Source organism: Nocardiopsis sediminis, from assembly GCF_042650565.1.
Taxonomy (GTDB): Bacteria; Actinomycetota; Actinomycetes; order Streptosporangiales; family Streptosporangiaceae; genus Nocardiopsis_B; species Nocardiopsis_B sediminis.
In genome coordinates this window covers 623,178-644,229 of record NZ_JBHSBH010000004.1, presented here as the reverse complement: position 1 = coordinate 644,229, position 21,052 = coordinate 623,178, and the positions used below count along the sequence as shown (strand labels likewise).

Sequence of the window (21,052 nt, the reverse complement as noted above, 5' to 3'; positions counted from 1 at the left end):
GAACGTCGTACCGGACGGCGGACCACCGCGGGTCCGGGGTGACCAGGGGGCACCGGATCATGTGATCATTGGCGGGTTCAGGCCGCGGCCGGAGCGGGGGCTCATTCCCGCCTCCGGCCCCGGCGACCCGGCGTGCAAGGAGGCCGACCATGGTGAGCGACGTCGATCTGGGACACCTGCGCCGTTGCGTCGAGCTGGCGGCGGAGTCGGTGGACGGCGGCGACGAGCCCTTCGGGTCCGTGCTGGTCGCCGAGGACGGCACCGTCCTCAACGAGGACCACAACCACGAGACCACGATGGGCGACAACACCCGCCACCCGGAGTTCGAGCTGGCGCGCTGGGCGGCGGCCAACATGACCCCGGAGGAGCGCGCGGCCGCGACCGTCTACACCTCCGGCGAGCACTGCCCCATGTGCGCCGCCGCCCACGCCTGGGTGGGGCTGGGCCGCATCGTCTACGCCAGCTCCTCCCGGCAGCTCGTCGCCTGGCTGACCGAGATCGGCGTGCCGCCCGCCCCGGTGGCGCCCCTCCCGATCACCGAGGTCGCACCCGGCCTGCCCGTGGAGGGCCCGGCCCCCGAACTCGCCGAGGAGATCCGCGCCCTCCACCGCCGCTTCCGCGGAGTCGCCTGAGCACCGCACTCCCCGCCCCGGCCGCGGCCGGACCGTCGGCTACCGCGACTGATCCCGCCGCAGCAGGTCGCGGGTGAGGGCATCGAGCCGTGCGGCGTCATCGGCGTCGAAGGACGGGCTACGGAGGTCGATGCGCCTGCCCTCGGCGAAGGCACTCAGGGGCTCTTCGGGAGGGGCGTCGATGATGGCGGTGATCGGGGGGATCGCCATCTCGACCGGTTGCGCGTTCCCCTTCATCGCGGCGACGTGGGCGGCCGTGGGGGCGTCGAACTCGCCCGCGAAGCCGGTCCGGGTTCCGCCGGGGAACAGCAGCACATAGCGGGTGCGGCCGTCACCGTGCCGGGCGGCGAACGACACGCCGAGGAGGTCGTTCAGCCGCCCGCCCTGGAACATGGCCGTCCAGCCGTCGTAGCCGTGTTCCAGCCCGAGGTCGTCCCAGTGGACGTCCCCTGCGCCCACTCCGGGGCCGGCGATGTTCACGATGACGGGATCGCCGGCCTTCTCCAGCCGGTCGGCCAGTCCGTGGCCGAGCAGGTACCGGCTCAGGTAGTACAGCGCGAAGTTGTGCTCGAACCCCTCGGGTGTCACCGCCCGGTGGGAGCGGTAGAACCGCGCGCAGAGCACGAGGGCGTCGACCGCCGCGAACCTCTCGGTGATCTCGGCGATGACGCGCCGGTTCTCGCTGACGAGGCTGAGGTCGGCGTGGACGAAGACGGCCCGGCCGCCCGCGTCCGCCCTCTCCGCGGCGTCGAGGAACGCCTTCCCCTTCGCCTCGTCACGGCCGACGACGACCACCCGGTCGCCCCGGCGGATGTGGGTGTGGGCGAGGGCCTCCCCGATGCCCGAGGTGCCGCCCGTCACGACGATCGTCTTCACTGTGTCGCTCCTTGGAGTGGTGGAGTCGTGGAGTGTCCGCCGCCGGGCACCGGCTACGCGGCCCGTTCGGCGGGTGCGTCGGCGGCCGGTGTGGTCGCCGGGCGCATGCGGGACGCGACGGCCAGGGCGAGGACGGTGACCGCGGCCATGGCCAGGAAGGCGTCGGAGAAGGCGGCGCCTTCGGGGCCGGCGTAGAGCGGGTTGACGGCGTCGGCGCCGCTCTGCTGCCGCGCGGTCACCAGCACGCCGAACAGGGCCGGGCCGGCGCCCGCTCCGAGGAACTGGGCGCCCTGGAGGATGCCGAGGCCGACGCCCACCTGGTCGGGCGGCAGCGCGCCCGCCGCGGCGCTGATGATGGGGGTCATCACGAGGACGAAGCCGACGCTGAACCCGAGGATGCCGACCCCCGCGGGGATCGCCGATGTGCCCGCTGTGAAGGCCGAGAGCGCGAGGGAGAACAGCCCCATGAGCGCGAGACCCGTCAGCACGAGCGCCCGGGTGCCGATGCGGTCGGAGATGCGGCCGATCAGCGTCGAGAGGACGGCGACGGCGGCACCGGCCGGGACCATGACGAGGGCGCCCGCTCCGGGGGTGAGGCCGTTGACGTCGACGACCAGCAGCGGGACGAACACCAGGCCGCCGAGGTTGACGGCCATGGCCAGGAATCCGACGGCGACCGCGACCCGGTAGACCCGGTTGGCGAACAGGGCGGGCGGGACGAACGGCTGTGCGGCGCGGCGGGTGCGCCATCCGAAGAGCAGGAGCGCCGTGGCCGCCGCCAGGAGGCTGCCCCAGGCCAGTGGCGCCCCGAACCCCGCGACCTGCGCCTGGGTGATGCCGAAGAGGGCCAGTCCGGCGCCGAGCCCTAGGAGGACCCCGCCGAGGAGGTCGAACCGCCCCGCGTCGGCCGGGGGCTCGCCGGGGAGCACGCGCAGCGCCGCGGGGACCAGCGCGAGTGCGACCACCAGCATGAGCCAGAACAGCGCGGGCCAGCCGAGGAGCTGGCCGAACACGCCGCCGATGGCGGGCCCGGCGGCGGTGCCGATGCCCGTCGCCGCGGAGATGACGCCGATCCCCATCCCCCGCTTGTCCGCGGGCAGCAACCGGGTGACGGCGATGATCGAGAGAACGGGCAGCGCCGCCGCGCCCGCCCCCATCACGATGCGGCCGAGCACGAGCACCAGGAGGTCCGGGGCGAGCGCGCAGATCAGGCTGCCGGCGGCGTAGGTCAGCAGGGCGATCCCGAAGAGGCGTCGCAGGCCCACCCGGTCGGAGATGCGGCCGTAGAAGGGGATGCCGACCGAGAACGACAGCAGGAAGCCCGTGACGACCCAGGCGAGTTCCGCCTCGGAGGCCCCGAACTCCGCACCGATCGACGGGAGCATGAGGTTGACCATGTCGCTGGCGATGACCGTGACGAGCACCGCCGGCATGAGTACCGCCAGCAGGACTGCCGGCCCTGGGCCGGTGCGATCGGTCGTGGTGGTCGAGGTGGATGTCATCCGACGCGTCCTCCGGGCATTACTGCCACTGTTTTAGTTACAGTTAGGGCGAAAAGAAGGGCGGAGGGCATGCCTCCGCCACCGTTCGGCTAGCGCTTTTGCAGTCCGAATTCGCGCTCGGCGTCCAGCACCTGCCGGAGCATCTGGGCGATGGTCGTCCGGCCGAGCCGTTCCGACATGGCCTGTTCCGCGTCGCGGAACTCCGCCTCCAGCAGGCCCTGCATATGCCGCCCGACCTCGCATGCGTCGCTGGGCGGATGGGCGTGCCGCGACAGGATCGGGCCGTCCTCGACAGCGGAGTAGGCGTCGTAGAGCGTGATCTCACGCGCGGGGCGGGCCAGCGTCCAGCCGCCGCCGCGCCCCTCGGTGGACCACACCAGGCCGGCGTCGCGCAGGCCCCCGAGGATGCGCCGCACGAGGACCGGGTTGCTCGCCAGGCTGTCGGCGATCTCCGCCGACGTCAGCGAGTGGTCGCCCCAGCGCGCCAGCATCGTAAGCGCATGGATCGCCACGGCGCTCCTGCTGCTGATGGCCACTGGACCTCCCGCCGTCACCGCGAATCGAACTGCAATGAATGTAGTTGCAGTTTCAGTGGTCGTCAATCCGTCGCATGATGGGCGCGGCACCCGAGGCTGCATCCGGCGGCCGGCCGGGGAACATCAGGCCGGCAGGAGTGACAGGAGATCGATGACGCACCCACCATGCGGGCTGAGCGACAACCCCCTCTTCGCGCGGCTGGAGGGGGCGCGGTCCGTTCTCGTCGCGGGCGCCGGCGGCGGGTTCGACGTCTACGCCGGGCTGCCGCTGGCGCTCGCCCTGGCGGACGGCGGCCGCAGCGTGCACCTGGCCAACCTCAGCTTCAGCCGGCTCGACCCGGGCCTGGAGTGGGTGGCTCCCGATGTCGCGGCCGTCGGACCGGACTCCCCCGGCCACCCCTCCTACTTCCCCGAGCGCACGCTCGCCCGGTGGCTGGAGCCGCGCGGGCTGCCGCCGACGGTGTACGCGTTCCGGCGCACGGGCGCGCGCCCGCTGCGCGACGCCTACCGTGCGCTGGTACGGCGGCTGGGCGTCGACGCGATCGTCCTCGTCGACGGCGGAACCGACCTGCTCATGCGCGGCGACGAAGCGGGGCTGGGCACCCCGGAGGAGGACATCGCGAGCCTGGCCGCCGTGAACGGCACCCGCGTGCCGGTCCGCCTGGTCGCGTGCCTCGGGTTCGGGGTGGACGCCTACCACGGCGTCTCCCACGCGCTCTTCCTGGAGAACGTCGCCGCGCTGGAACGGGCCGGCGGCTACCTCGGGGCGTTCTCCCTCTCCCGTTCCAGCCGCGAGGGCGCCGCCTACCTGGACGCCGTGGCGCACGCGCAGGCGCAGACCCCCGAGCAGCCCAGCATCGTCAACGGCTCCATCGCGGCGGCGGTGCGCGGCGACTTCGGCGACGTGCGCTTCACCCCGCGCACCGGCGGCAGTGAGCTGTTCGTGAACCCGCTGATGAGCCTCTACTTCGCCTTCGAGCTGGAAGCGGTGGCCGCCCACTGCCGCTATCTCGACCGGGTGGCCCCGACCGCGACCTACGCCGAGCTCCGCGCGGCCGTCGACGCCCACCGCTTCACCGTGCAGAACCCCCGCCCGAAGCGCACGTTCCCCCACTGACCTCCCTCTCCCTTCCGCCCGGGCGGAGCGCCCCGCGTCCGGCCTCCCGCGGACACGGGCCCGACGGCATCCGGGGACTCGACGCCGACTCGATCCCGCCCTGATTGCGTAGAGCGAGCGATCCGCCGCAGTCCGGACCCCGCACCCCGAGCGCCGACCGGGGACGCGCCGCACCCGCCGCGGCCGGGCGCCCGCCTACAGCGTCGTTCGCCCGACCCCCCGAGAAGGGTGCCCATGGACGTCCTCGCCGCACTCGCCGACCTGCTGTGGAACCCCCTGGTGGTCGTGGCCCTGGGCCTCGGCCTGGTCCTGACCGTACTGACACGCGGCGTGCAGATCCGGTGCATCCCCGACATGATCCGGCTGATCGTGTCGGGGGCGCCCTCCACGGCCGGGGTGTCGTCCTTCCAGGCCCTCACCCTCACCCTGTCGAGCCGGATCGGTGTCGGCAACATCGCGGGCGTCGCCACCGCGATCGCCGCCGGCGGCCCGGGGTCGCTGCTGTGGATGGCGGTGATGGCCCTGCTCGGCGGGGCGACCGCGTTCGTGGAGTCGACCCTCGCCCAGATCTACAAGAGCACGTCGCAGGGCCGGTTCTGCGGCGGGATCCCCTACTACATCGAGAAAGGGCTGGGGAAGAGGTGGCTGGCGACCGCGGCCGCGGGGGTCGCCCTGGTCCTCTACGCGGTCCTGGCGCCCGGGGTCCAGGCCAACAGCATCGCGGTGGGCGTCGAACGGGCCACGGGCCTCAGCCCGTGGATCACCGGCGCCGTCGTCACGGCCGGGCTCGGCGTCATCGTGTTCGGCGGGCGGCGGCGGGTCGTCGCCGTCGCCGACACCCTCGTGCCGTTCATGGCGGGCGGCTACATCGCCGTCGCGCTCGTCGTCCTGGCGGCCAACATCGGCGAGGTCCCCGCCGTGGCCGCCCTGGTGGTGCGCAGCGCGGTCGGGGCCGATGCGGTGTTCGGCGGGATCGTCGGCGCGGCGGTCGCCTGGGGTGTGCGCCGCGCCCTGTTCTCCAACGTGGCAGGGGTCGGCGAGGGGACCTTCGGGTCGGCGGCGGCCGAGGTGTCGCACCCGGTCAAGCAGGGGCTGGTCCAGGCGTTCTCGATCTACATCGACACGCTGTTCATCTGCATGGCAACGGGGTTCATGATCCTGGTCACCGGCAACTACAACGTGCACGCGGGCGGGGGCGGGGGCGGGCAGATCGTCTCCCACCTGCCGGGCGTCCCGGCCGGGCCCGCCTACACCCAGGCCGCCGTCGACGCGGTGCTGCCCGGGGTCGGGCCGTACTTCGTGGCGCTCGCCATCGCGCTGTTCGCCTTCACCACCCTGGTCGCCTTCGCCTACATCGCCGACACCAACCTCGCGTACCTGACCCGCGGGGTCCCGCGCCCCGCGATCCGGCACGCCGTGCGCGCGGCCCTGCTCGCCATGGTGCTCTACGGGTCGGTGGAATCAGCAGACGTGGTGTGGGCGCTCGGCGACGTCGGCTACGCGACGCTGGCCTGGGTCAACATGGTCTGCATCAGCCTGCTCGCCCGGCCGGCGCTGACGGCGCTGCGCGACTACGAGGAGCAGCGGCGGAGCGGTGTGGATCCGACGTTCGACCCGGTGGCGCTGGGGATCTGCAACGCCGATCAGTGGCCGGAACGGCGAGCCGACGAGCGAGCGGAGGCGGCGCCGCCCCCGGCCGAAGGCCCGACTCGCGGGGCCGTTGGAGCAGAGCGAGAAGGCGAGCGTGACCAGTGAACCGGCACGGCGTCGCGGGACCCCCGCGCGTGAGCCGGCCCCGGCCCGCGCCTGTGCGGGGGCCGGGGCGCCTGCCGAGGCGGAGACGCGGTGCGGGCCCCGCGCCTCCGCCTCCGTCACGCGCGCCAGGCGCGGCCGCTCAGCAGGCGCAGGCCGTTGAGGGCGACGATGACGGTCGACCCCTCGTGCCCGGCCACGGCCAGGGGCAGCGGCAGGGTCGCCACCAGATCCCAGGTGACCAGGACCGCGATGAACGTCGCGGCGATGGCGAGGTTGGCGACCACGAACCGGCGGGCCCGCCGCGACAGCGCGATCAGGTTGGGCAGCGCCGCCAGGTCGTCGCGGACGATGACGGCGTCGGCGGTGTCCAGCGCCAGGTCGGAGCCGCGGCGTCCCATGGCGATCCCGGTGGTGGCGGTGGCCAGGGCCGGGGCGTCGTTGACGCCGTCGCCCACGAGCAGCACCCGGGAGCCGTCCTGTTGCAGGGCGCGCACGATGTCGGCCTTGTCCTGCGGCATCAGGCCGGCGTGAACGGTGTCGACACCGGTGGCGTCGGCCACGCGGGCGGCCGCGGCGGGGTTGTCGCCGGTGAGGAGGTGGACGGGGGCCGTGGTGGCCGCACGTACCGCCGCCACTGCCGCCGGCGCCTCGGCGCGCACGGCGTCGGTCAGCGCGATGGTCCCCATGGGTTCGCCGTCGCGCAGGACGCCGACCAGGGTGCCCATGGCGGCGGGCGCGGCCGGGACGGCGTCGCCGCTCTGGGCCCGCTCCACCCGGATGGCCGCCCCGCCGACGAGCGCCGACACGCCGCGGCCGGGCAGGGCCTGGAACCCCGCCACGTCCGCCGGTGCGTCCAGCCCGCGTTCGGCGGCCGCGGCGCAGATCGCGCGGCCCAGCGGGTGCTCGCTGAAGCGCTCGGCCGCCGCGGCGGTCGCCAGCACCTCGTCGGCGGTGTACCCGTCGCGCGGGACGACCTCGGTGACCTCGGGCGTGCCGTGGGTGAGGGTGCCGGTCTTGTCGAAGGCCACCAGGTCGGTGCGGCCCACGCGCTCCATGACCGTGGCCGACTTCACCAGCACCCCGTGGCGGCCGGCGTTGGCGATCGCGGCCAGCAGCGGGGGCATGGTCGACAGCACCACGGCGCACGGCGAGGCGACGATCATGAAGGTGATGGCGCGCAGCAGCGCCGGCTCGAAGGCCGCGCCCAAGGCGAGCGGGACGCCCAGCACGAGCAGGGTCGCCACCACGACGGCGGCCGAGTAGCGCTGCTCGACCTTCTCGATGAACACCTGCGAGGCGGCCTTGGTTGCCGACGCCTCCTCGACCAGGGTGGCGATGCGGGCGATGACGGATTCCGAGGCCGCGCGGTCCACCCGCACCCGCAGCACGCCGGTGCCGTTGAGGGTGCCCGACAGCACCTCGCCGCCCGCGCTCCGGGCGACCGGCACCGATTCGCCGGTGATGGCCTGCTGGTCGACCTCGCTCTCGCCGTCGACGACGGTGCCGTCGGCGCCGATGCGCTCGCCGGGGCGGACCAGGATGGTGTCGCCCACCACCAGTTCGGAGGCGTCGACGGCCTCCTCGCGCTCGCCGTCGGCGGTCGGGGTCAGGCGCACGGCGCGTTCGGGGGCGAGGTCGAGCAGGGCGCTCACCGAGTCGGCGGTGCGCTGGGTGACGACGGCCTCCAGCGCGCCGGAGGTGGCGAAGATGACGATGAGCAGGGCGCCGTCGAAGACCTGGCCGATCGAGGCGGCGGCGATGGCCGCGACGATCATCAGCAGGTCGACGTCGAGGGTGCGCTCCTTGAGGGCCTGGAGCCCGGCGAGGGTCGGCTCCCAGCCGCCGGTGGCGTAGCAGGCGAGGAAGAGGCCCCACCACGCCCACTCGGGGGCGCCGGCGGCCTGGGCGGCCCAGCCGGCGAGGAACAGCGCGAGAGCGGCGGCCGCCCAGCGCACTTCGGCGAGGCCCAGCCCGGTCGCGATCAGCGACGGCGGGCCGGTGCGGACCCGGTCCCGGACGGGTGCCGGGGGCGTGAGGGTGCTCACGAGGCGTCCGTCCGGGGGCAGGAGCCGCCGTCGCCGGTGGTCGCGGGGGTTTCGACGGCCTCGGGGGCGACGTGGGCGCGGTGGTGGGCGGGCTCGACCTCCAAGGCGTGCTCGGCCTGGAAGACGGCGTCGGCCACGAGCTTGCGCGCGTGCTCGTTGGCCAGGCGGTAGTACATGCGGGTACCGTCCCTACGGCAGGTCACGACCCTGCCCATGCGCAGCTTGGCGAGGTGCTGCGAGACCGCCGGGCCCGACTTGCCCACCCGCTCGGCGAGGTCGTTGACCGACAGCTCGCCCTCGCGCAGCGCCAGGATGATGCGGACGCGCGTGGCATCGGCGAGCAGCGTCAGGATCTCCACGGCGAGCTCGACGAACGGGCTGTTCTCGTCGAGACTGCATGATTGCTTATCTTCGTGCATACGCAGATAGTAAGTCAGCACCCCGCCCGCCGCCATCCCGCGGCCCGGTGACCCGCCGCACAGCGGCGGCGGAGGGGCCGCCCGGGATCGGCCCCTCCCTGTACGGACCCGGACACCGCGCCGACCGCGCGGTCAGCCGGCAGCGGGGGCGGGCACGTCCCCGTCAATGCGCCAGAGCGGCTGGATCTCGACGCGCGAGAACCGCCAGCCGTCCGGGGTGCGCTCGGCTTCGAACCGGTAGCGCTCGCCCACGGCGAACTCCGGCCGGGTATCGGCGGCGCCGCGGATGAAGACGGCGACGAGGGGCGCCGAGACGGTGGCGCGGTCGCCGTCGATCTCGATGAGCGGGTCGCCGGTGACGTGGTGCGTGCGGTGGTGGCCGTCGTGGCTGCGCGCGGCGTGGGCGGCCAGGCGGTCGGCGCCGGAGACCTCCTCGGCGGGGAATGCGCCGACGGCGTCCTCGGTGAAGACGGTGCGCACGTCGCCCCAGCGCTTGCCGTCGAGCCACCGGCCCTGGCGGGCGAGGAGATCGGCGAGGTCCGCGCGGTCGGCGAGCCGGTCGACCCGCCGCTGGAGCCGGTCGAGCGAGTCGGAGTCGGGGGTGCTGGTCGTGGCCCCTCCGTGGGGTGCTGGGAAATTGATTGGCCTTACCAACGTTGGCAGCGCCAACCATATGTGATCGTGGGTGCGGCCAACAACCTCCTAGACTGGCCGGCATGACTCCGGTGAGCGACGACACGCCCCCCGCGCGGCTCCAGGCCCTCACCAGCCGGCTGCTGACCCGCACCGCCACGCGCACGCACCGGCTGGTGGCCGGCCGGCTCGCCGAGGCCGGCGCGACCCGCTACCACTACTCACTGCTGGCGGCGGCCGCGGAATTCGGCCCGGCCAGCCAGGCGGAGCTGGGCCGCCGGTGCGGGCTGGACCGCAGCGACGTCGTCGCCACCGTGAACGAACTCGCCGCACAGGACCTGGTCCGGCGCAGCCCCGACCCCGCCGACCGCCGCCGCAACACCATCACCATCACGCCCGCGGGCACCCGCGCCCTGGGCCGGCTCGACGCCGTCCTCGCCGACACCCAGGACGAGCTGCTCGCTCCGCTGTCCCCCGAGGAGCGTGGCGAACTCGCGCGGCTACTCACCGTCCTGCTCACCCACCACGACCGCCCCGACCCCGGCCCCGGCGAACCCGCCCCCTGACCGGCCGGGTCGCTCCGCCGTGGCCCCGGGCCGGTTCCGGCCGTGGGGCGGGCGTCACCGGCCGTCCCTGGGTGATGGTTGAATGCCGCGTCATGGACGAAAGCGAAATCCTCCCCCACATCGACCGCCACTGCGCAGAAGTGATGGGGGAGGTGGGCGGGCGCGCCATGGCGGCGCTCGTCCGCCGCGGCCACACGATCGCGCCCGTCGGGGGCTCCGACCTCCCCGCGGGCCGGTCGCACCTGGGCGGGTCGCCCCAGCTGGAGCCGGGCACGCCCTGGCCCGAGATCGACGGCGTCCCGCTCAGCCTGCTCGCCGTCCTGGACACCGACGCCCTCGCGCCCTGGCTCGGCGACGACCTCCCCGTCCGCCTCGGCCTGCTCAACTTCTTCTACCTCGACCCCGACCTGCCCTGGCCGGAGTACAAGCACGTCGACTACGAGGACCCGAGCGCCTGGCGCGTCATCGCGGCCGACCCCGAACGGACGGTCTCACCCCTGGCCCCCGAAGCCGCACGCGTCTACGAGCGGCGGGCGGTGAAGGCGGATCCGATCCTCACCCTGCCCGGAAACTGGGAGCACGCCGTCAACGCCCTGGACCTCGGCTCCGGCAAAGTACCCGCGCTGGAGGCGATGGGGATCCGGACCGCCTGGGGACCATTCGCCCCGGAGGACGACAAGACCGGCGGGCACCGCGCCTTCGGCTGGCCGTGGCTGCTCCAGGGCGGGGTCATGAGCGAGGACGATGTGCTCCTCCTCCAGCTCGACAGCGACGACCACTGGATGTGGGGCGACGTCGGCGTCCTGTACTTCACGATCCCCGCCGACGCCCTGCGCACGGGCGACTTCAGCCGGGTGGTGTGCCGGATGGACTGCTGCTAGACCGCTCGGCACCGGACCTGGGGGTATCCGGCCTGGACGCGGCGTCCCCGGCTGTCCGGCCGCCCGCGTCTGCGGCGGGGCTTCTCCTGCGGGCCAGGAGAGCAGCCGCCTGGGCCGCCACCGTGAGCAGGAGGAGCCCGACCGTGCACGCGATGAACACGGGCGACCACGGGTCGGCCGCGGAGTCGCCGACGAGGACGAGGGCGGTCGTCGCCGGGAGGCTGCCCAGGGCGGTGCCGAGGACGAACCAGCGCGTCCGCAGCGCCGTGACCCCGAGGCCGTAGTTGACCACGGCGAAGGGGATGACCGGCAGCAGGCGCAGCTGGACGACCGCGAGTACGCCGCGGGCACCGAGGACCCGGTCCAGGCGCGCGGCGGCCGTGCGGGGGATCCGGGACCGGACGGCGTCGCGCGCCACGTAACGGGCGATCGCGAACTGGACCAGCGCGCTCACCACCCCTCCGGCGAGCGCGGCGGCCACGCCCATGACAGGGGCGAAGAGCACGCCCGCCGCGGCGCTCAGCAGCGGCCGGGGGAAGAACCCGAGCACCGCCACGGTGTAGAGGACGACGAACACGGCGGGCGCCCCCGGACCGGCCGCCTCGATCCACCCCCGCAGCGTCCGGACGTCCGGCAGGAGCAGCCCGGCGGCGGCGACGACCGCCGCCCATCCGGCGAGCACCACCCACCGGACCCCCGGTCGTCCCACCGCCCCCAACGTGCACCTCCCCTGCCGGCACCGCCACCGCGATGGTCCGGAACGAGTGTCCCAGGTCCCACCGGCCTCGACCGCGCACTCTGGAGACAGGGGGCATATGGGCGCGGAAAGTGACACTCCTCACCCGGCACCGGTCCGTGATGGCTGCGCAATGCGTTCGTTACATTGAGTAGAGTTCCTGCCGTGCGCGTAACGATGACGTCACCGCGGCGGTACGGCCTCCAGGTCGTGCTGCTCGCGATCGCGGTCGTCCTCCACGCGCTCTGCGCGGCCGGGCATCCCGCCGATGCCGCCGAGTCCCCGACCCTCGCGCGCGCCGCGGCCTCCGCGGCGCCCGATCACGCCGTCGGCGACGGCGTGGCGCACACCCACGCCTTCGGCGAGGGGCACCACTGCGCCGACGGAACCGACGACGGCACCGACCAGCGCACCCCGGCCTGGAACCTGCTCCAGCTGCTCTTGGGGGCCGGCCTCGCCGTCGTCGCCGCGCTGTGCGCGGTGCCGCTCCTGCGCCGCCTCGCGTTCGCGGCGGGTACACGGCGCGCACGGCGGCGCAACGCCGCCCACCTCCTGCTCACCCTGTGCGTGTGGCGGGTGTAGAGGAGCGCGGTCCCGTCCCGATGTGATGTGCCGTCCGGCACGGGACGACCCTGATTCCTTTTCCTGCGCGCGGGCCCGGCCGCCGCCGCCCGCGCGTGCCTCCACAGCGCCGGGGACCCCACGCCCGGCCTGGTCGTCGATGTGTCCGCTCGCGGACGCACTGAGCCGAGAGAGCCATGAAAACCACCATGCTGAGCCACGCCATGCCCGAAATCAGCCCCGGACGCCTGGTCGCCACGCCGCCGACCCTTCCCCAGCACACACCGGCGGGGGTCGTGGGGAACACGCCGGTCCTGTGGATCGGCGAGCCGTTCTGCGGCCCGCGGCAGGGGTTCTGGGCCAAACTCGAAGGCCACAACCCCGGCGGCATCAAGGACCGCACCGCCCTCTACATGGTCGAACGGGCGCGCGAGCGCGGGCAGCTCGCCCCCGGGGCCGCGATCATCGAGTCGACCAGCGGCACGCTGGGGCTCGGCCTCGCCCTCGCCGGGATCACCCACGGCCACTCGGTCTCCCTGGTCACCGACCCCGGCATGGAACCGCTGATGGCGCGCCTGCTCGCCGCCTACGGGGCCGTCGTGCACACGGTCACCGAGCCGCATCCGACCGGGGGCTGGCAGCAGGCGCGGCGCGACCGCGTCGCCGAACTGCTCGCCGACGACCCCGGCGCCTACTGCCCCGACCAGTACAACAACCCCGACAACGTCGCGGCCTACGCTCCGCTCGCCCACGAGCTCGTCGCCCAGATGGGGCGGGTCGACACCCTCGTGGTCGCCGTGGGCACTGGGGGCCACTCCGCCGGGGTCTCGCGCGCCCTGCGCGTGTTCTTCCCGAACCTGCGGGTCGTCGGCGTCGACACCGTCGGCTCGACCATCTTCGGCCAGCCCGCCGGCCCGCGCATCATGCGGGGGCTCGGCAGCAGCATCCACCCGCGCAACGTCGACTACCGCGCCTTCGACGAGGTGCACTGGGTCGACCCCGCCCAGGCCGTGCGCGCCTGCCGCACGCTGGCCGGGTCCCACTACGCCAGCGGCGGGTGGAGCGTCGGCGCGGTGGCGACGGTGGCCCGCTGGCTTTCGCGGACGAGACCGGCGGCCGAGCGCATCGTCGCGATCTTCCCCGACGGCCCGCAGCGGTACTTCGACACGGTCTTCAACGACGAGTACTGCGCCCGGCACGGGCTCCTCGACGGGCCGGTCCCCGACGAGCCGCACGAGATCGCCGACCCCGCCGACCAGGTCGTGACCGGCTGGACGCGGTGCACGCGCGTGGTCGATCCGCGCGCCTCGGCCGCGGCCGGCGCCGCGGACGGGGAGGTCCGGCGATGATCACCGCCTGGCGGCGCTTCCGCGGCTTCGACACCAGCGTGCGGCTGCTGATGATCAACCAGCTGACCATCAACACCGCGTTCTACATGCTCATGCCCTACCTCGCGTTCCACCTCACCGACAGCGTGGGGATGGCGGTGTGGGCCGTCGGGCTGGTGCTGGGCGTGCGCAACCTGACCCAGCAGGGGATGTTCCTGGTCGGCGGCAGCATCGCCGACCGGCTCGGCTACAAGCCCGCGATCCTGGCGGGGTGCGCGCTGCGCACGGTGGGGTTCGCCGCGCTCGGCTTCGCCGATTCCCTCGCGGTGCTGCTGCTGGCCTCGGCCGCCACGGGGTTCGCCGGCGCCCTGTTCAACCCCGCCGTGCGGGCCTACCTGGCCGCCGACGCCGGGGAGCGCCGCATGGAGGCGTTCGCGCTGTTCAACGTCTTCTACCAGACCGGGATCCTCATCGGCCCGCTCATCGGCATGGCGCTCATCGCCGTGGACTTCACGCTGGTGGCGGGCGTGGCAGCGGCCCTGTTCCTCGGGCTCACGGTGCTCCAGGCGCGCGCACTGCCCCCGCGCCGGGCGCCGGAGCCGGAGGAGGGCCGCCGCGCGGGGGTCGCCGGGGTGCTCGGCGACTGGCGCGGGGTCGCGGCCAACAGGGCGTTCGCCGCCTTCACCGTCGCCATGGCGGGCTCCTACGTGCTGAACTTCCAGATCTACCTGGCGGTCCCCCTCACGGTCCAAGACGCCGTGGCGACCGCGGGCCTGGGCGCCGACGCCGGCGACATCGCGGTGGCCGCGCTCTTCGCCGTCTCGGCGCTGGTGGCCATCGCCGGGCAGGTCCGGATCACCGACTGGGCCAAGGCCCGCTGGGACGCCGGGCAGGCGCTGCCGCGCGGGCTCGCGGTGATGACGGCGGCGTTCCTGCCCATCCTCGCCACCCCGCCCCTGGCCGCGGCGGTGCGCGACACGGCCGTGCCGCCCCTGGCTGCGGCCGCGCTCGTGGCGGCTCCGGCGCTGCTCACTGCCGCCCTGCTGGGCCTGGGCGGTGCGCTGGTCTACCCCTTCGAGATGGACACCGTGGTGCGGCTGTCCGGTGACCGGCTCGTGGCCACGCACTACGGGCTCTACAACACGGTCTCCGGCATCGCCATCACAGGGGGCAACCTGGCGGTGGGGGCGGCGCTCGGCCTCGCGCCGCCGCTCGCCGCGACCGTGCCCTGGCTCGGCCTGGCGGCGCTCGGTGCGGTCGGCGCGCTGTCGATGGCGCTGATCGGCCGCGCGGGCGGGCTCGCTCCCCCGGCCGGGCCCGCTCGAGAGGCCGACCCAGCCACCGCGGGATCCTCGCAGGTCAAGGGCTAATAAGCTGGGGTGGTCCCCGGTGCGCGCACCGGGGACCACCCCCGTTCGGGAGGCGTGCAAGATCCCGTTGCTCGCCGGGCGGCGGCGATCTCCCCTCCGGATCCCCCTTTGGCATGCATACCCTAGGGGGGTATAGTATCGATGGAGGCGCCGGGCAGATGGCCCTGCTCCGGCGGGTCGCCGCGCAGGCCGGCCACGAGACGAAGGGGTGGATGATGAACGTTCCCGCGAAACTGGGGATCTACGGACTGGGCCTCGCGGTGGCCTTCGCCGGCGCGGTGGGCGCCGGAACCCTCGCCGGCCCACTGCTCCCCGCAGCCACCGCCGAAGGCGGGCACGGCAGCGGCGCGGCCGCAGACGCCGAGGGCGGGCACGGCGGCCACGGCGGGCCCGCCGCAGGCCAGGACGGCGCCGCGGCACCCGTGCCGTCAGGCCTCCAGATCTCCCAGGACGGGTACACACTCGACCCCGTGGACACCCCCGGGACCGCCGGCGAGGAGGAGACGCTCTCCTTCCGCATCCTCGGCCCCGACGGCGACCCGGTCACCGGGTTCTCCGTGGCACACGACAAGCGTATGCACCTCATCGTCGTCGGCCGCGACCTGGCCGGGTTCCAGCACGTCCACCCCGAGATGGCCGACGACGGCACGTGGAGCATCCCGATGGAGCCGGATACCCCCGGCCCCTACCGGATGTTCGCCGACTTCGTCCCGGAGGGCCGCGACGACGGTCTCACGCTCGGCGCCGACCTCGCCGTCCCCGGCGACTACGAGCCCGAACCCCTCCCCGAGCCGGACCGGACCGCGGAGGTCGACGGCTACACCGTCACCCTCGACGGCGACCTCGTCGCCGGGAGCACCAGCGAGCTGACCCTCACCGTCACCAAGGACGGCGAGGAGGTCACCGACCTGGAGCCCTACCTCGCCGCCTACGGCCACCTCGTCGCGCTGCGCGACGGCGACCTCGCCTACCTCCACGTCCACCCCGAGGGCAGCCCCGGCGACGGCACGACCGAGCCCGGGCCGCAGATCACCTTCCAGGCCGAGGTGCCCTCCACCGGCGACTACCGGCTCTACCTCGACTTCCAGCACGACGGCGAGGTGCGCACCGCGGAGTTCACCGCGACCGCCTCCGCCGATGGCGCCGCAGCGCCGGGCGACGACGGCGGCACCGGCACGTCCGGCGGCCACACCGACGGCGCGGACGACGGCGCCGAGCACACCCACTGACCCACGGACCCCGGACCCCACCCCCACGGTCCCCCGACGCTTGAGGAGCAGCGTTGACCACACCACCCCGAGACCAGACGCCCGACCGGGTCGAGCTCGCCATCGGCGGCATGACCTGCGCCTCCTGCGCGATGCGGATCGAGAAGCGGCTGAACAAGCTCGACGGCGTCACCGCCACCGTGAACTACGCCACCGAGAAGGCCCGCGTGGTCTTCGACGGCGGCCCCGTTCCCGTCGAGGACCTGATCGCCCAGGTCGAGAAGGCCGGCTACACCGCCGCCCTCCCCGAACCCCCGGCGAGCGACCCCGCCGCCGGCTCCGGCGACGCCGAGGCCGCCGACCCGACACGGCCGCTGCGCACCCGCCTGCTCGTGAGCGCCGCGCTGTCGGTCCCGGTCATCGCCATGGCGATGGTCCCCGCCCTCCAGTTCACCTACTGGCAGTGGGCCTCGCTCGCTCTCGCCGCCCCGGTGCTCGTCTGGGGCGCGCTGCCCTTCCACGTCGCCGCGTGGAAGAACCTCAAGCTGGGCGCCGCGACCATGGACACCCTGGTCTCGATGGGCACGATCGCGGCGTTCGCGTGGTCGCTCTACGCGCTCTTCCTCGGCACCGCCGGCGAACCCGGCATGGTGCACCCCTTCGAGCTGACCATCGCCCGCAGCGACGGCTCCGCCAACATCTACCTGGAGGTCGCGGCCGGGGTCACCACCTTCATCCTCGCCGGCCGCTACTTCGAGGCCCGATCCAAGCGCCGGTCCGGGGCCGCACTGCGCGCTCTGCTCGAACTCGGTGCGAAGGACGTCACGGTCGTCCGCGGCGGCACCGAACGGCGGATCCCCGTCGGCGACCTCGCCGAGGGCGACCTGTTCGTGGTCCGCCCCGGCGAGAAGATCGCCACCGACGGCGCCGTGGAGGAGGGCACCTCGGCCGTCGACATGAGCATGCTGACCGGCGAGTCCGTCCCGGTCGAGGTCGGCCCCGGCTCCGCCGTTGCGGGCGCGACCGTCAACGCCGGGGGCCGGCTGGTGGTCCGCGCCACCCGCGTCGGCGCCGACACGCAGCTCGCGCAGATGGCCCGCATGGTCGAGGAGGCGCAGAACGGCAAGGCCGAGGTCCAGCGGCTGGCCGACCGGATCTCCGGCGTCTTCGTGCCCATCGTCATCGCCCTGGCCGTGGCCACACTCGGCTTCTGGATCGGCACCGGCGGCCCCATTGCCGCGGCCTTCACCGCCGCCGTCGCGGTGCTGATCATCGCCTGCCCCTGCGCGCTGGGCCTGGCCACCCCCACCGCCCTGCTGGTGGGCACCGGCCGCGGCGCCCAGCTCGGCATCCTCATCAAGGGCCCCGAGGTGCTGGAGACCACCAAGGGCATCGACACCATCGTGCTGGACAAGACCGGCACGGTGACCACCGGCCGGATGGCCCTCACCGGCGTCTTCACCGCCGAGGGCCAGGACGAGGACGAGGTCCTGCGGCTGGCCGGGGCGCTGGAGAACGCCTCCGAGCACCCCATCGCCCAGGCCGTCGCCACGGCCGCGCGCGAGCGGGCCGGCGGGCTGGGCCGCGTGGAGGACTTCGCCAACGTCGAGGGCCACGGTGTCCAGGGCGTCGTCGACGGCCACGCGGTCGTCGTGGGCCGCGCCTCGCTGCTGGCCGAGTGGTCCCAGCACCTGCCCGCCGACCTGGAGCGCGTCAAGGCCGACGCCGAGGCCGCGGGCACGACCGCGGTCGCGGTCGGCTGGGACGGCGAGGCGCGCGCCGTGCTGGTGGTCTCCGACGCGGTCAAGCCCACCAGCGCGCAGGCCGTCCGGCAGTTCCGCGACCTCGGGCTCACCCCGATCCTGCTCACCGGCGACAACACCGACGTCGCCCGCTCGGTGGCGGCCCAGGTCGGCATCGACGAGGTCATCGCCGAGGTGCTGCCCAAGGACAAGGTCGGCGTCGTCACGCGGCTCCAGGCCGAGGGGAAGACCGTCGCGATGGTCGGCGACGGCGTCAACGACGCCGCCGCGCTGGCCCAGGCCGACCTGGGGCTGGCCATGGGCACCGGGACCGACGTCGCCATCGAGGCGAGCGACCTCACCCTGGTCCGCGGCGACCTGCGGGCGGCGGCCGACGCCATCCGGCTCTCCCGCCGGACGCTCAACACGATCAAGGGGAACCTGTTCTGGGCCTTCGCCTACAACGTGGCGGCGCTGCCCCTGGCCGCCGCCGGGCTCCTCAACCCGATGATCGCCGGGGCGGCGATGGCGTTCTCCAGCGTCTTCGTCGTCACCAACAGCCTCCGGCTGCGCGGCTTCGCGCCGCTGGCCGGCAACGGCGGCCCCGCCCCCGCTGCGGCGCCCGCGGCCGCGGACCGGCGGGAATCCGCGCACGCGGCCTGACGCGCCGCCCCTCCGATGCCCCGGGCCGGGCGGCCCGGGGCATCGGGCGGTCCGGCCCGGGCGGCCGGGGTGCGGGTGGCGGCGGGCGGTTCCGGGGCTAACCGGGCCTGCGGGCGCTGACCCGTTCGACCGCGCCCCCCTTGGCCCGGTGCCGCTCATCGACCTCGAAGCCGAGCTCGCGGGCGTTGACGAACGGGCGGCGCATCATCTGCTCGCCGTTGCCGGGTTCGATCCGGTTCATACCCCACTGGATCGCGAGCAGCAGCCAGCGCAGCGGCGCCGATGTCGGCCGCACGTGGTCCAGCAGCACCAGTCGCCCGCCGGGGCGCAGTACCCGCCGCATCTCCCTGAGGGCGAGGTCGACGTCGGGGACCGAGCAGAGCGTCAGGGTGCAGACCACCGTGTCGAACGCGTCGTCGGCGAAGGGCAGCCGCTCGGCGTCGGCGACCCGGAGGTCGGCGTCGATGCCGAGCTCCGCGCCGCGGTCGCGGGCGACGGCGAGCATGGCGGGGCTGAGGTCGATGCCGGTGATGCGCACGCCCGAGGGGTACAGCGGCAGGTTGAGGCCGGTCCCCACCCCGACGTCCAGGGTCTCCCCCACCGCCTGCGCACAGGCCCATGCCCGGCCGTCACCGAAGAGGAACCGCTCGATGCGGGACATGGACGCGTCGTACCCGCGCGCCTGGCGGTCCCAGTGCCGCCTGATCTGATCGGTGACCTCTTCCGGACTGCGGTCCTCGGGCTCTCCCATGTGCGGCCCCTCCTTCTCCTGCGATTGCGCGGTCGACACTACGTATGCATGCCGGAACCGGCCAGGTCGGCGGCCGGTTCCGGCCCGGCGGCGGGGGCCCTGCCGGGCAGGGACCCCCTCCTCCTGGTCAGGGGCGCACGGCGCCCACGAACTGGGAGTCCCAGTAGTCGGCGAGGTTCACCACCGAGACCGTCTTCCCGCTGCTGGGGGCGTGCACCATCTGCCCGTTGCCCGCGTACATCCCGTTGTGGCCGAGATCGTCGAAGAAGAACATGATGTCGCCCGGCTGGAGCTCGGCGCGGGACACCTTGTTGGGCAGGTTGAACTGGTCGTAGGTGGTCCGGGGGATGCTCACCCCGGCCGAGCCCCATGCGGCCTGCATCAGGCCGGAGCAGTCGTAGCCGTCCGGGCCGGTGCCGCCCCACAGGTAGGGGGTGCCGATCTTGCCGTAGGCGAAGTCCAGCGCCGTGCGGGCGCTGCCGGACGCCGACCCGCTGTAGGAGGCCCCGCCGCTGTCGGCGCCGTCGCCTGCTGTGGGGTTCTCGCCCTCGAAGCCGGCGAGGAGCTCCTCCTGCTCGGCGAGCGCGTCCTCGATCTCCTCCTGCTGATCGGCCAGCTCGTCGGTCCGGTCCTGAGCCTCGTCGCGGCCGCTCTCGGCCTCGTCCTTGAGACCGAGGAGGCGTTCGGAGGAGCCGGTGAAGTCGTCCAGCTTGGCTCGCTGGTTCTCCGAGAGGTAGGCGAGGTCGGCCGACTGCTCCAGCAGGTCATCGGGGTCTTCCACGGTGAGCACGGTCGTGGTCGCGCCGACGTCGGCGGAGCGGTAGGCGGCCCCGGCGAACCCGGCCACCTCCTCGCGGAGCTCGTCGTAGCGCTCCTCCTCGTCGCCGATCTCGTCGTCGAGGTCGGCGACCTTCTCCTCGGCGGCCTCCAGGTCCTCCTTCGCCTGGTTGTACTCCTGCACCAGGGTGCTGGCCTCCTCGGTCAGCTCCTCGATGCGGTCCTCCACCTCCTCCTGGGTTGGCTCGGGCTCGGCGTGGGCGACGCCGGAGGGCAGCAGCATGCTGCCCGCGGCGAGGACGCCGGCTCCGGCGAGGAGGGCCCGGTCGGGGCGTCCGGCGGGCCGGCCGGCGCCCGGCCGGGTGGCGGGGCCGGTGGCGGCGTCGGAGTCGGGGCCGGCGGTGTGTCTGTGATCGGTCATGGGTGGATCGCTCCATCGGACATGGGGATGTGCTGAGGGGCCCCGGCGCGGCGGCGCACCCGTGCGGGTGCGCGGCGGCCGTTCGCCGGGGAAGGGGCACGCGGGCGCGTGCATGATCGCCGGGCGCACCGCGCTCCCGGTGCGTGTCGGCACCGGGCGCGAACGGCCCGTGCGGAGGTCGTCCGGCGGCTCCGCCGCCGGGGAAGAGGGAGGGACGGGGTTCGGCCTACACCCGGCTCACGCAGATGGCGATCAGCAGGCGCGAGCCGCCGGGGTGGCGCCGCCACGGCCGCGGGTGCGCCCACGCGGGCGCCTGCGGCGGGAAGGCCCACAGCACCCAGGCGGCCAGCGTGCCCAGGGCGAGGAGGAGCAGCAGCTTGAGGCCGCCGCCGGACTGGCCCGTGCCCACGACGTTGTCGTCGTCGCAGTGCCCGGCTTCGGCGTGCCCGTGGGCGGCCCCGGCCGGCGCGTCGTCGGCGGACGCCTCAGCGGCGGCCGGTCCCTGGTCGGCGTGCGGCACGGCGGGCGCCCGC

General features: G+C 74.3%; 19 protein-coding genes and 1 pseudogene. 10 read left to right on the top strand and 10 right to left on the bottom strand.

The features are described 5' to 3' along the window. Positions 1 to 149 precede the first annotated feature (149 nt). Positions 150 to 632 carry a nucleoside deaminase gene (locus ACFOVU_RS06965; RefSeq protein WP_378530933.1) on the top strand — a complete coding sequence of 161 codons (483 nt, stop codon included), beginning with the start codon at positions 150 to 152 and terminating at the stop codon, positions 630 to 632. 39 nt (positions 633 to 671) lie between these two features. Here the strand turns inward: ACFOVU_RS06965 and ACFOVU_RS06960 are convergent, their stop codons facing one another. The 3 genes from ACFOVU_RS06960 to ACFOVU_RS06950 form a co-directional block, all read right to left on the bottom strand. After that, positions 672 to 1,508 (bottom strand): SDR family NAD(P)-dependent oxidoreductase, encoded by an 837-nt coding sequence (locus ACFOVU_RS06960; RefSeq protein WP_378530931.1) that lies wholly within the window; start codon positions 1,506 to 1,508, stop codon positions 672 to 674. Positions 1,509 to 1,561: 53 nt separating this feature from the next. Then, positions 1,562 to 3,010 carry an MFS transporter gene (locus tag ACFOVU_RS06955; protein ID WP_378530929.1) on the bottom strand — a complete coding sequence of 483 codons (1,449 nt, stop codon included), beginning with the start codon at positions 3,008 to 3,010 and terminating at the stop codon, positions 1,562 to 1,564. Positions 3,011 to 3,099: 89 nt separating this feature from the next. Further along, complete coding sequence (locus ACFOVU_RS06950) at positions 3,100 to 3,648, bottom strand: Rrf2 family transcriptional regulator (protein WP_378530928.1); 549 nt, start codon at positions 3,646 to 3,648, stop codon at positions 3,100 to 3,102. A gap of 49 nt (positions 3,649 to 3,697) precedes the next feature. On the opposite strand from ACFOVU_RS06950, the gene ACFOVU_RS06945 reads away from it, so the two are divergent. Then, a complete protein-coding gene (locus tag ACFOVU_RS06945) occupies positions 3,698 to 4,663 on the top strand; it encodes a DUF1152 domain-containing protein (protein WP_378530926.1) in 966 nt (321 codons plus the stop codon). Between the two features lie 234 nt (positions 4,664 to 4,897). Continuing rightward, positions 4,898 to 6,418 carry an alanine/glycine:cation symporter family protein gene (locus ACFOVU_RS06940; RefSeq protein ID WP_378530924.1) on the top strand — a complete coding sequence of 507 codons (1,521 nt, stop codon included), beginning with the start codon at positions 4,898 to 4,900 and terminating at the stop codon, positions 6,416 to 6,418. Between the two features lie 116 nt (positions 6,419 to 6,534). Here ACFOVU_RS06940 and ACFOVU_RS06935 read toward each other — a convergent pair whose 3' ends face one another. The 3 genes from ACFOVU_RS06935 to ACFOVU_RS06925 form a co-directional block, all read right to left on the bottom strand. Next, entirely contained in the window at positions 6,535 to 8,463 is a 1,929-nt protein-coding gene (locus ACFOVU_RS06935) for a heavy metal translocating P-type ATPase (RefSeq protein WP_378530922.1), read from the bottom strand. After that, on the bottom strand, positions 8,460 to 8,882 hold the full coding sequence (locus ACFOVU_RS06930; RefSeq protein WP_378530920.1) for an ArsR/SmtB family transcription factor: 423 nt from the start codon (positions 8,880 to 8,882) through the stop codon (positions 8,460 to 8,462). The genes ACFOVU_RS06935 and ACFOVU_RS06930 overlap by 4 nt, the downstream gene beginning before the upstream one ends. Before the next feature lie 132 nt (positions 8,883 to 9,014). Next, on the bottom strand, positions 9,015 to 9,536 hold the full coding sequence (locus tag ACFOVU_RS06925; protein WP_378530918.1) for a nuclear transport factor 2 family protein: 522 nt from the start codon (positions 9,534 to 9,536) through the stop codon (positions 9,015 to 9,017). Between the two features lie 62 nt (positions 9,537 to 9,598). Between ACFOVU_RS06925 and ACFOVU_RS06920 the strand changes: the two genes are divergently transcribed. Together ACFOVU_RS06920 and ACFOVU_RS06915 are read left to right on the top strand one after the other, a co-directional pair. Further along, complete coding sequence (locus tag ACFOVU_RS06920; RefSeq protein WP_378530916.1) at positions 9,599 to 10,081, top strand: MarR family winged helix-turn-helix transcriptional regulator; 483 nt, start codon at positions 9,599 to 9,601, stop codon at positions 10,079 to 10,081. Between the two features lie 92 nt (positions 10,082 to 10,173). After that, the gene (locus ACFOVU_RS06915) at positions 10,174 to 10,962 is read left to right on the top strand and encodes a YwqG family protein (RefSeq protein ID WP_378530914.1); all 789 of its coding nucleotides are present in this window, start codon (positions 10,174 to 10,176) and stop codon (positions 10,960 to 10,962) included. Here the strand turns inward: ACFOVU_RS06915 and ACFOVU_RS06910 are convergent. Further along, positions 10,928 to 11,671: a TVP38/TMEM64 family protein gene (locus ACFOVU_RS06910; protein ID WP_378530912.1), complete on the bottom strand. Its 744-nt coding sequence runs from the start codon at positions 11,669 to 11,671 to the stop codon at positions 10,928 to 10,930. The genes ACFOVU_RS06915 and ACFOVU_RS06910 overlap by 35 nt on opposite strands. Before the next feature lie 192 nt (positions 11,672 to 11,863). On the opposite strand from ACFOVU_RS06910, the gene ACFOVU_RS06905 reads away from it, so the two are divergent. The 5 genes from ACFOVU_RS06905 (at position 11,864) to ACFOVU_RS06885 (ending at position 18,570) form a co-directional block, all read left to right on the top strand. Beyond that, positions 11,864 to 12,280 (top strand): hypothetical protein, encoded by a 417-nt coding sequence (locus ACFOVU_RS06905; protein ID WP_378530910.1) that lies wholly within the window; start codon positions 11,864 to 11,866, stop codon positions 12,278 to 12,280. A 176-nt stretch (positions 12,281 to 12,456) separates the two neighbouring features. Then, a complete protein-coding gene (locus ACFOVU_RS06900; RefSeq protein ID WP_378530908.1) occupies positions 12,457 to 13,608 on the top strand; it encodes a PLP-dependent cysteine synthase family protein in 1,152 nt (383 codons plus the stop codon). Beyond that, positions 13,605 to 14,957: an MFS transporter gene (locus ACFOVU_RS06895; protein WP_378530906.1), complete on the top strand. Its 1,353-nt coding sequence runs from the start codon at positions 13,605 to 13,607 to the stop codon at positions 14,955 to 14,957. The genes ACFOVU_RS06900 and ACFOVU_RS06895 overlap by 4 nt, the downstream gene beginning before the upstream one ends. Before the next feature lie 158 nt (positions 14,958 to 15,115). Further along, a complete protein-coding gene (locus ACFOVU_RS06890; RefSeq protein ID WP_378530904.1) occupies positions 15,116 to 16,186 on the top strand; it encodes a hypothetical protein in 1,071 nt (356 codons plus the stop codon). A gap of 53 nt (positions 16,187 to 16,239) precedes the next feature. Beyond that, entirely contained in the window at positions 16,240 to 18,570 is a 2,331-nt protein-coding gene (locus ACFOVU_RS06885; RefSeq protein ID WP_378530902.1) for a heavy metal translocating P-type ATPase, read from the top strand. A 97-nt stretch (positions 18,571 to 18,667) separates the two neighbouring features. Here ACFOVU_RS06885 and ACFOVU_RS06880 read toward each other — a convergent pair whose 3' ends face one another. The 3 genes and pseudogenes from ACFOVU_RS06880 to ACFOVU_RS06870 form a co-directional block, all read right to left on the bottom strand. Next, on the bottom strand, positions 18,668 to 19,321 hold the full coding sequence (locus ACFOVU_RS06880; RefSeq protein ID WP_378530900.1) for a class I SAM-dependent methyltransferase: 654 nt from the start codon (positions 19,319 to 19,321) through the stop codon (positions 18,668 to 18,670). Between the two features lie 127 nt (positions 19,322 to 19,448). Next, on the bottom strand, positions 19,449 to 20,519 hold the full coding sequence (locus ACFOVU_RS06875; protein ID WP_378530898.1) for a C40 family peptidase: 1,071 nt from the start codon (positions 20,517 to 20,519) through the stop codon (positions 19,449 to 19,451). Between the two features lie 226 nt (positions 20,520 to 20,745). Next, a pseudogene (locus ACFOVU_RS06870) lies at positions 20,746 to 21,052 on the bottom strand (hypothetical protein); the annotation flags it as partial.

Bases quoted from the DNA above. Each gene is read 5' to 3' on its own strand.
- ACFOVU_RS06965 (WP_378530933.1), top strand. From the start codon at position 150: ATGGTGAGCGACGTCGATCTGGGACACCTGCGCCGTTGCGTCGAGCTG.
- ACFOVU_RS06955 (WP_378530929.1), bottom strand. From the start codon at position 3,010: ATGACATCCACCTCGACCACCACGACCGATCGCACCGGCCCAGGGCCG.
- ACFOVU_RS06950 (WP_378530928.1), bottom strand. From the start codon at position 3,648: ATGCAGCCTCGGGTGCCGCGCCCATCATGCGACGGATTGACGACCACT.
- ACFOVU_RS06945 (WP_378530926.1), top strand. From the start codon at position 3,698: ATGACGCACCCACCATGCGGGCTGAGCGACAACCCCCTCTTCGCGCGG.
- ACFOVU_RS06940 (WP_378530924.1), top strand. From the start codon at position 4,898: ATGGACGTCCTCGCCGCACTCGCCGACCTGCTGTGGAACCCCCTGGTG.
- ACFOVU_RS06930 (WP_378530920.1), bottom strand. From the start codon at position 8,882: ATGCACGAAGATAAGCAATCATGCAGTCTCGACGAGAACAGCCCGTTC.
- ACFOVU_RS06920 (WP_378530916.1), top strand. From the start codon at position 9,599: ATGACTCCGGTGAGCGACGACACGCCCCCCGCGCGGCTCCAGGCCCTC.
- ACFOVU_RS06915 (WP_378530914.1), top strand. From the start codon at position 10,174: ATGGACGAAAGCGAAATCCTCCCCCACATCGACCGCCACTGCGCAGAA.
- ACFOVU_RS06900 (WP_378530908.1), top strand. From the start codon at position 12,457: ATGAAAACCACCATGCTGAGCCACGCCATGCCCGAAATCAGCCCCGGA.
- ACFOVU_RS06895 (WP_378530906.1), top strand. From the start codon at position 13,605: ATGATCACCGCCTGGCGGCGCTTCCGCGGCTTCGACACCAGCGTGCGG.
- ACFOVU_RS06890 (WP_378530904.1), top strand. From the start codon at position 15,116: ATGGCCCTGCTCCGGCGGGTCGCCGCGCAGGCCGGCCACGAGACGAAG.
- ACFOVU_RS06880 (WP_378530900.1), bottom strand. From the start codon at position 19,321: ATGGGAGAGCCCGAGGACCGCAGTCCGGAAGAGGTCACCGATCAGATC.
- ACFOVU_RS06875 (WP_378530898.1), bottom strand. From the start codon at position 20,519: ATGACCGATCACAGACACACCGCCGGCCCCGACTCCGACGCCGCCACC.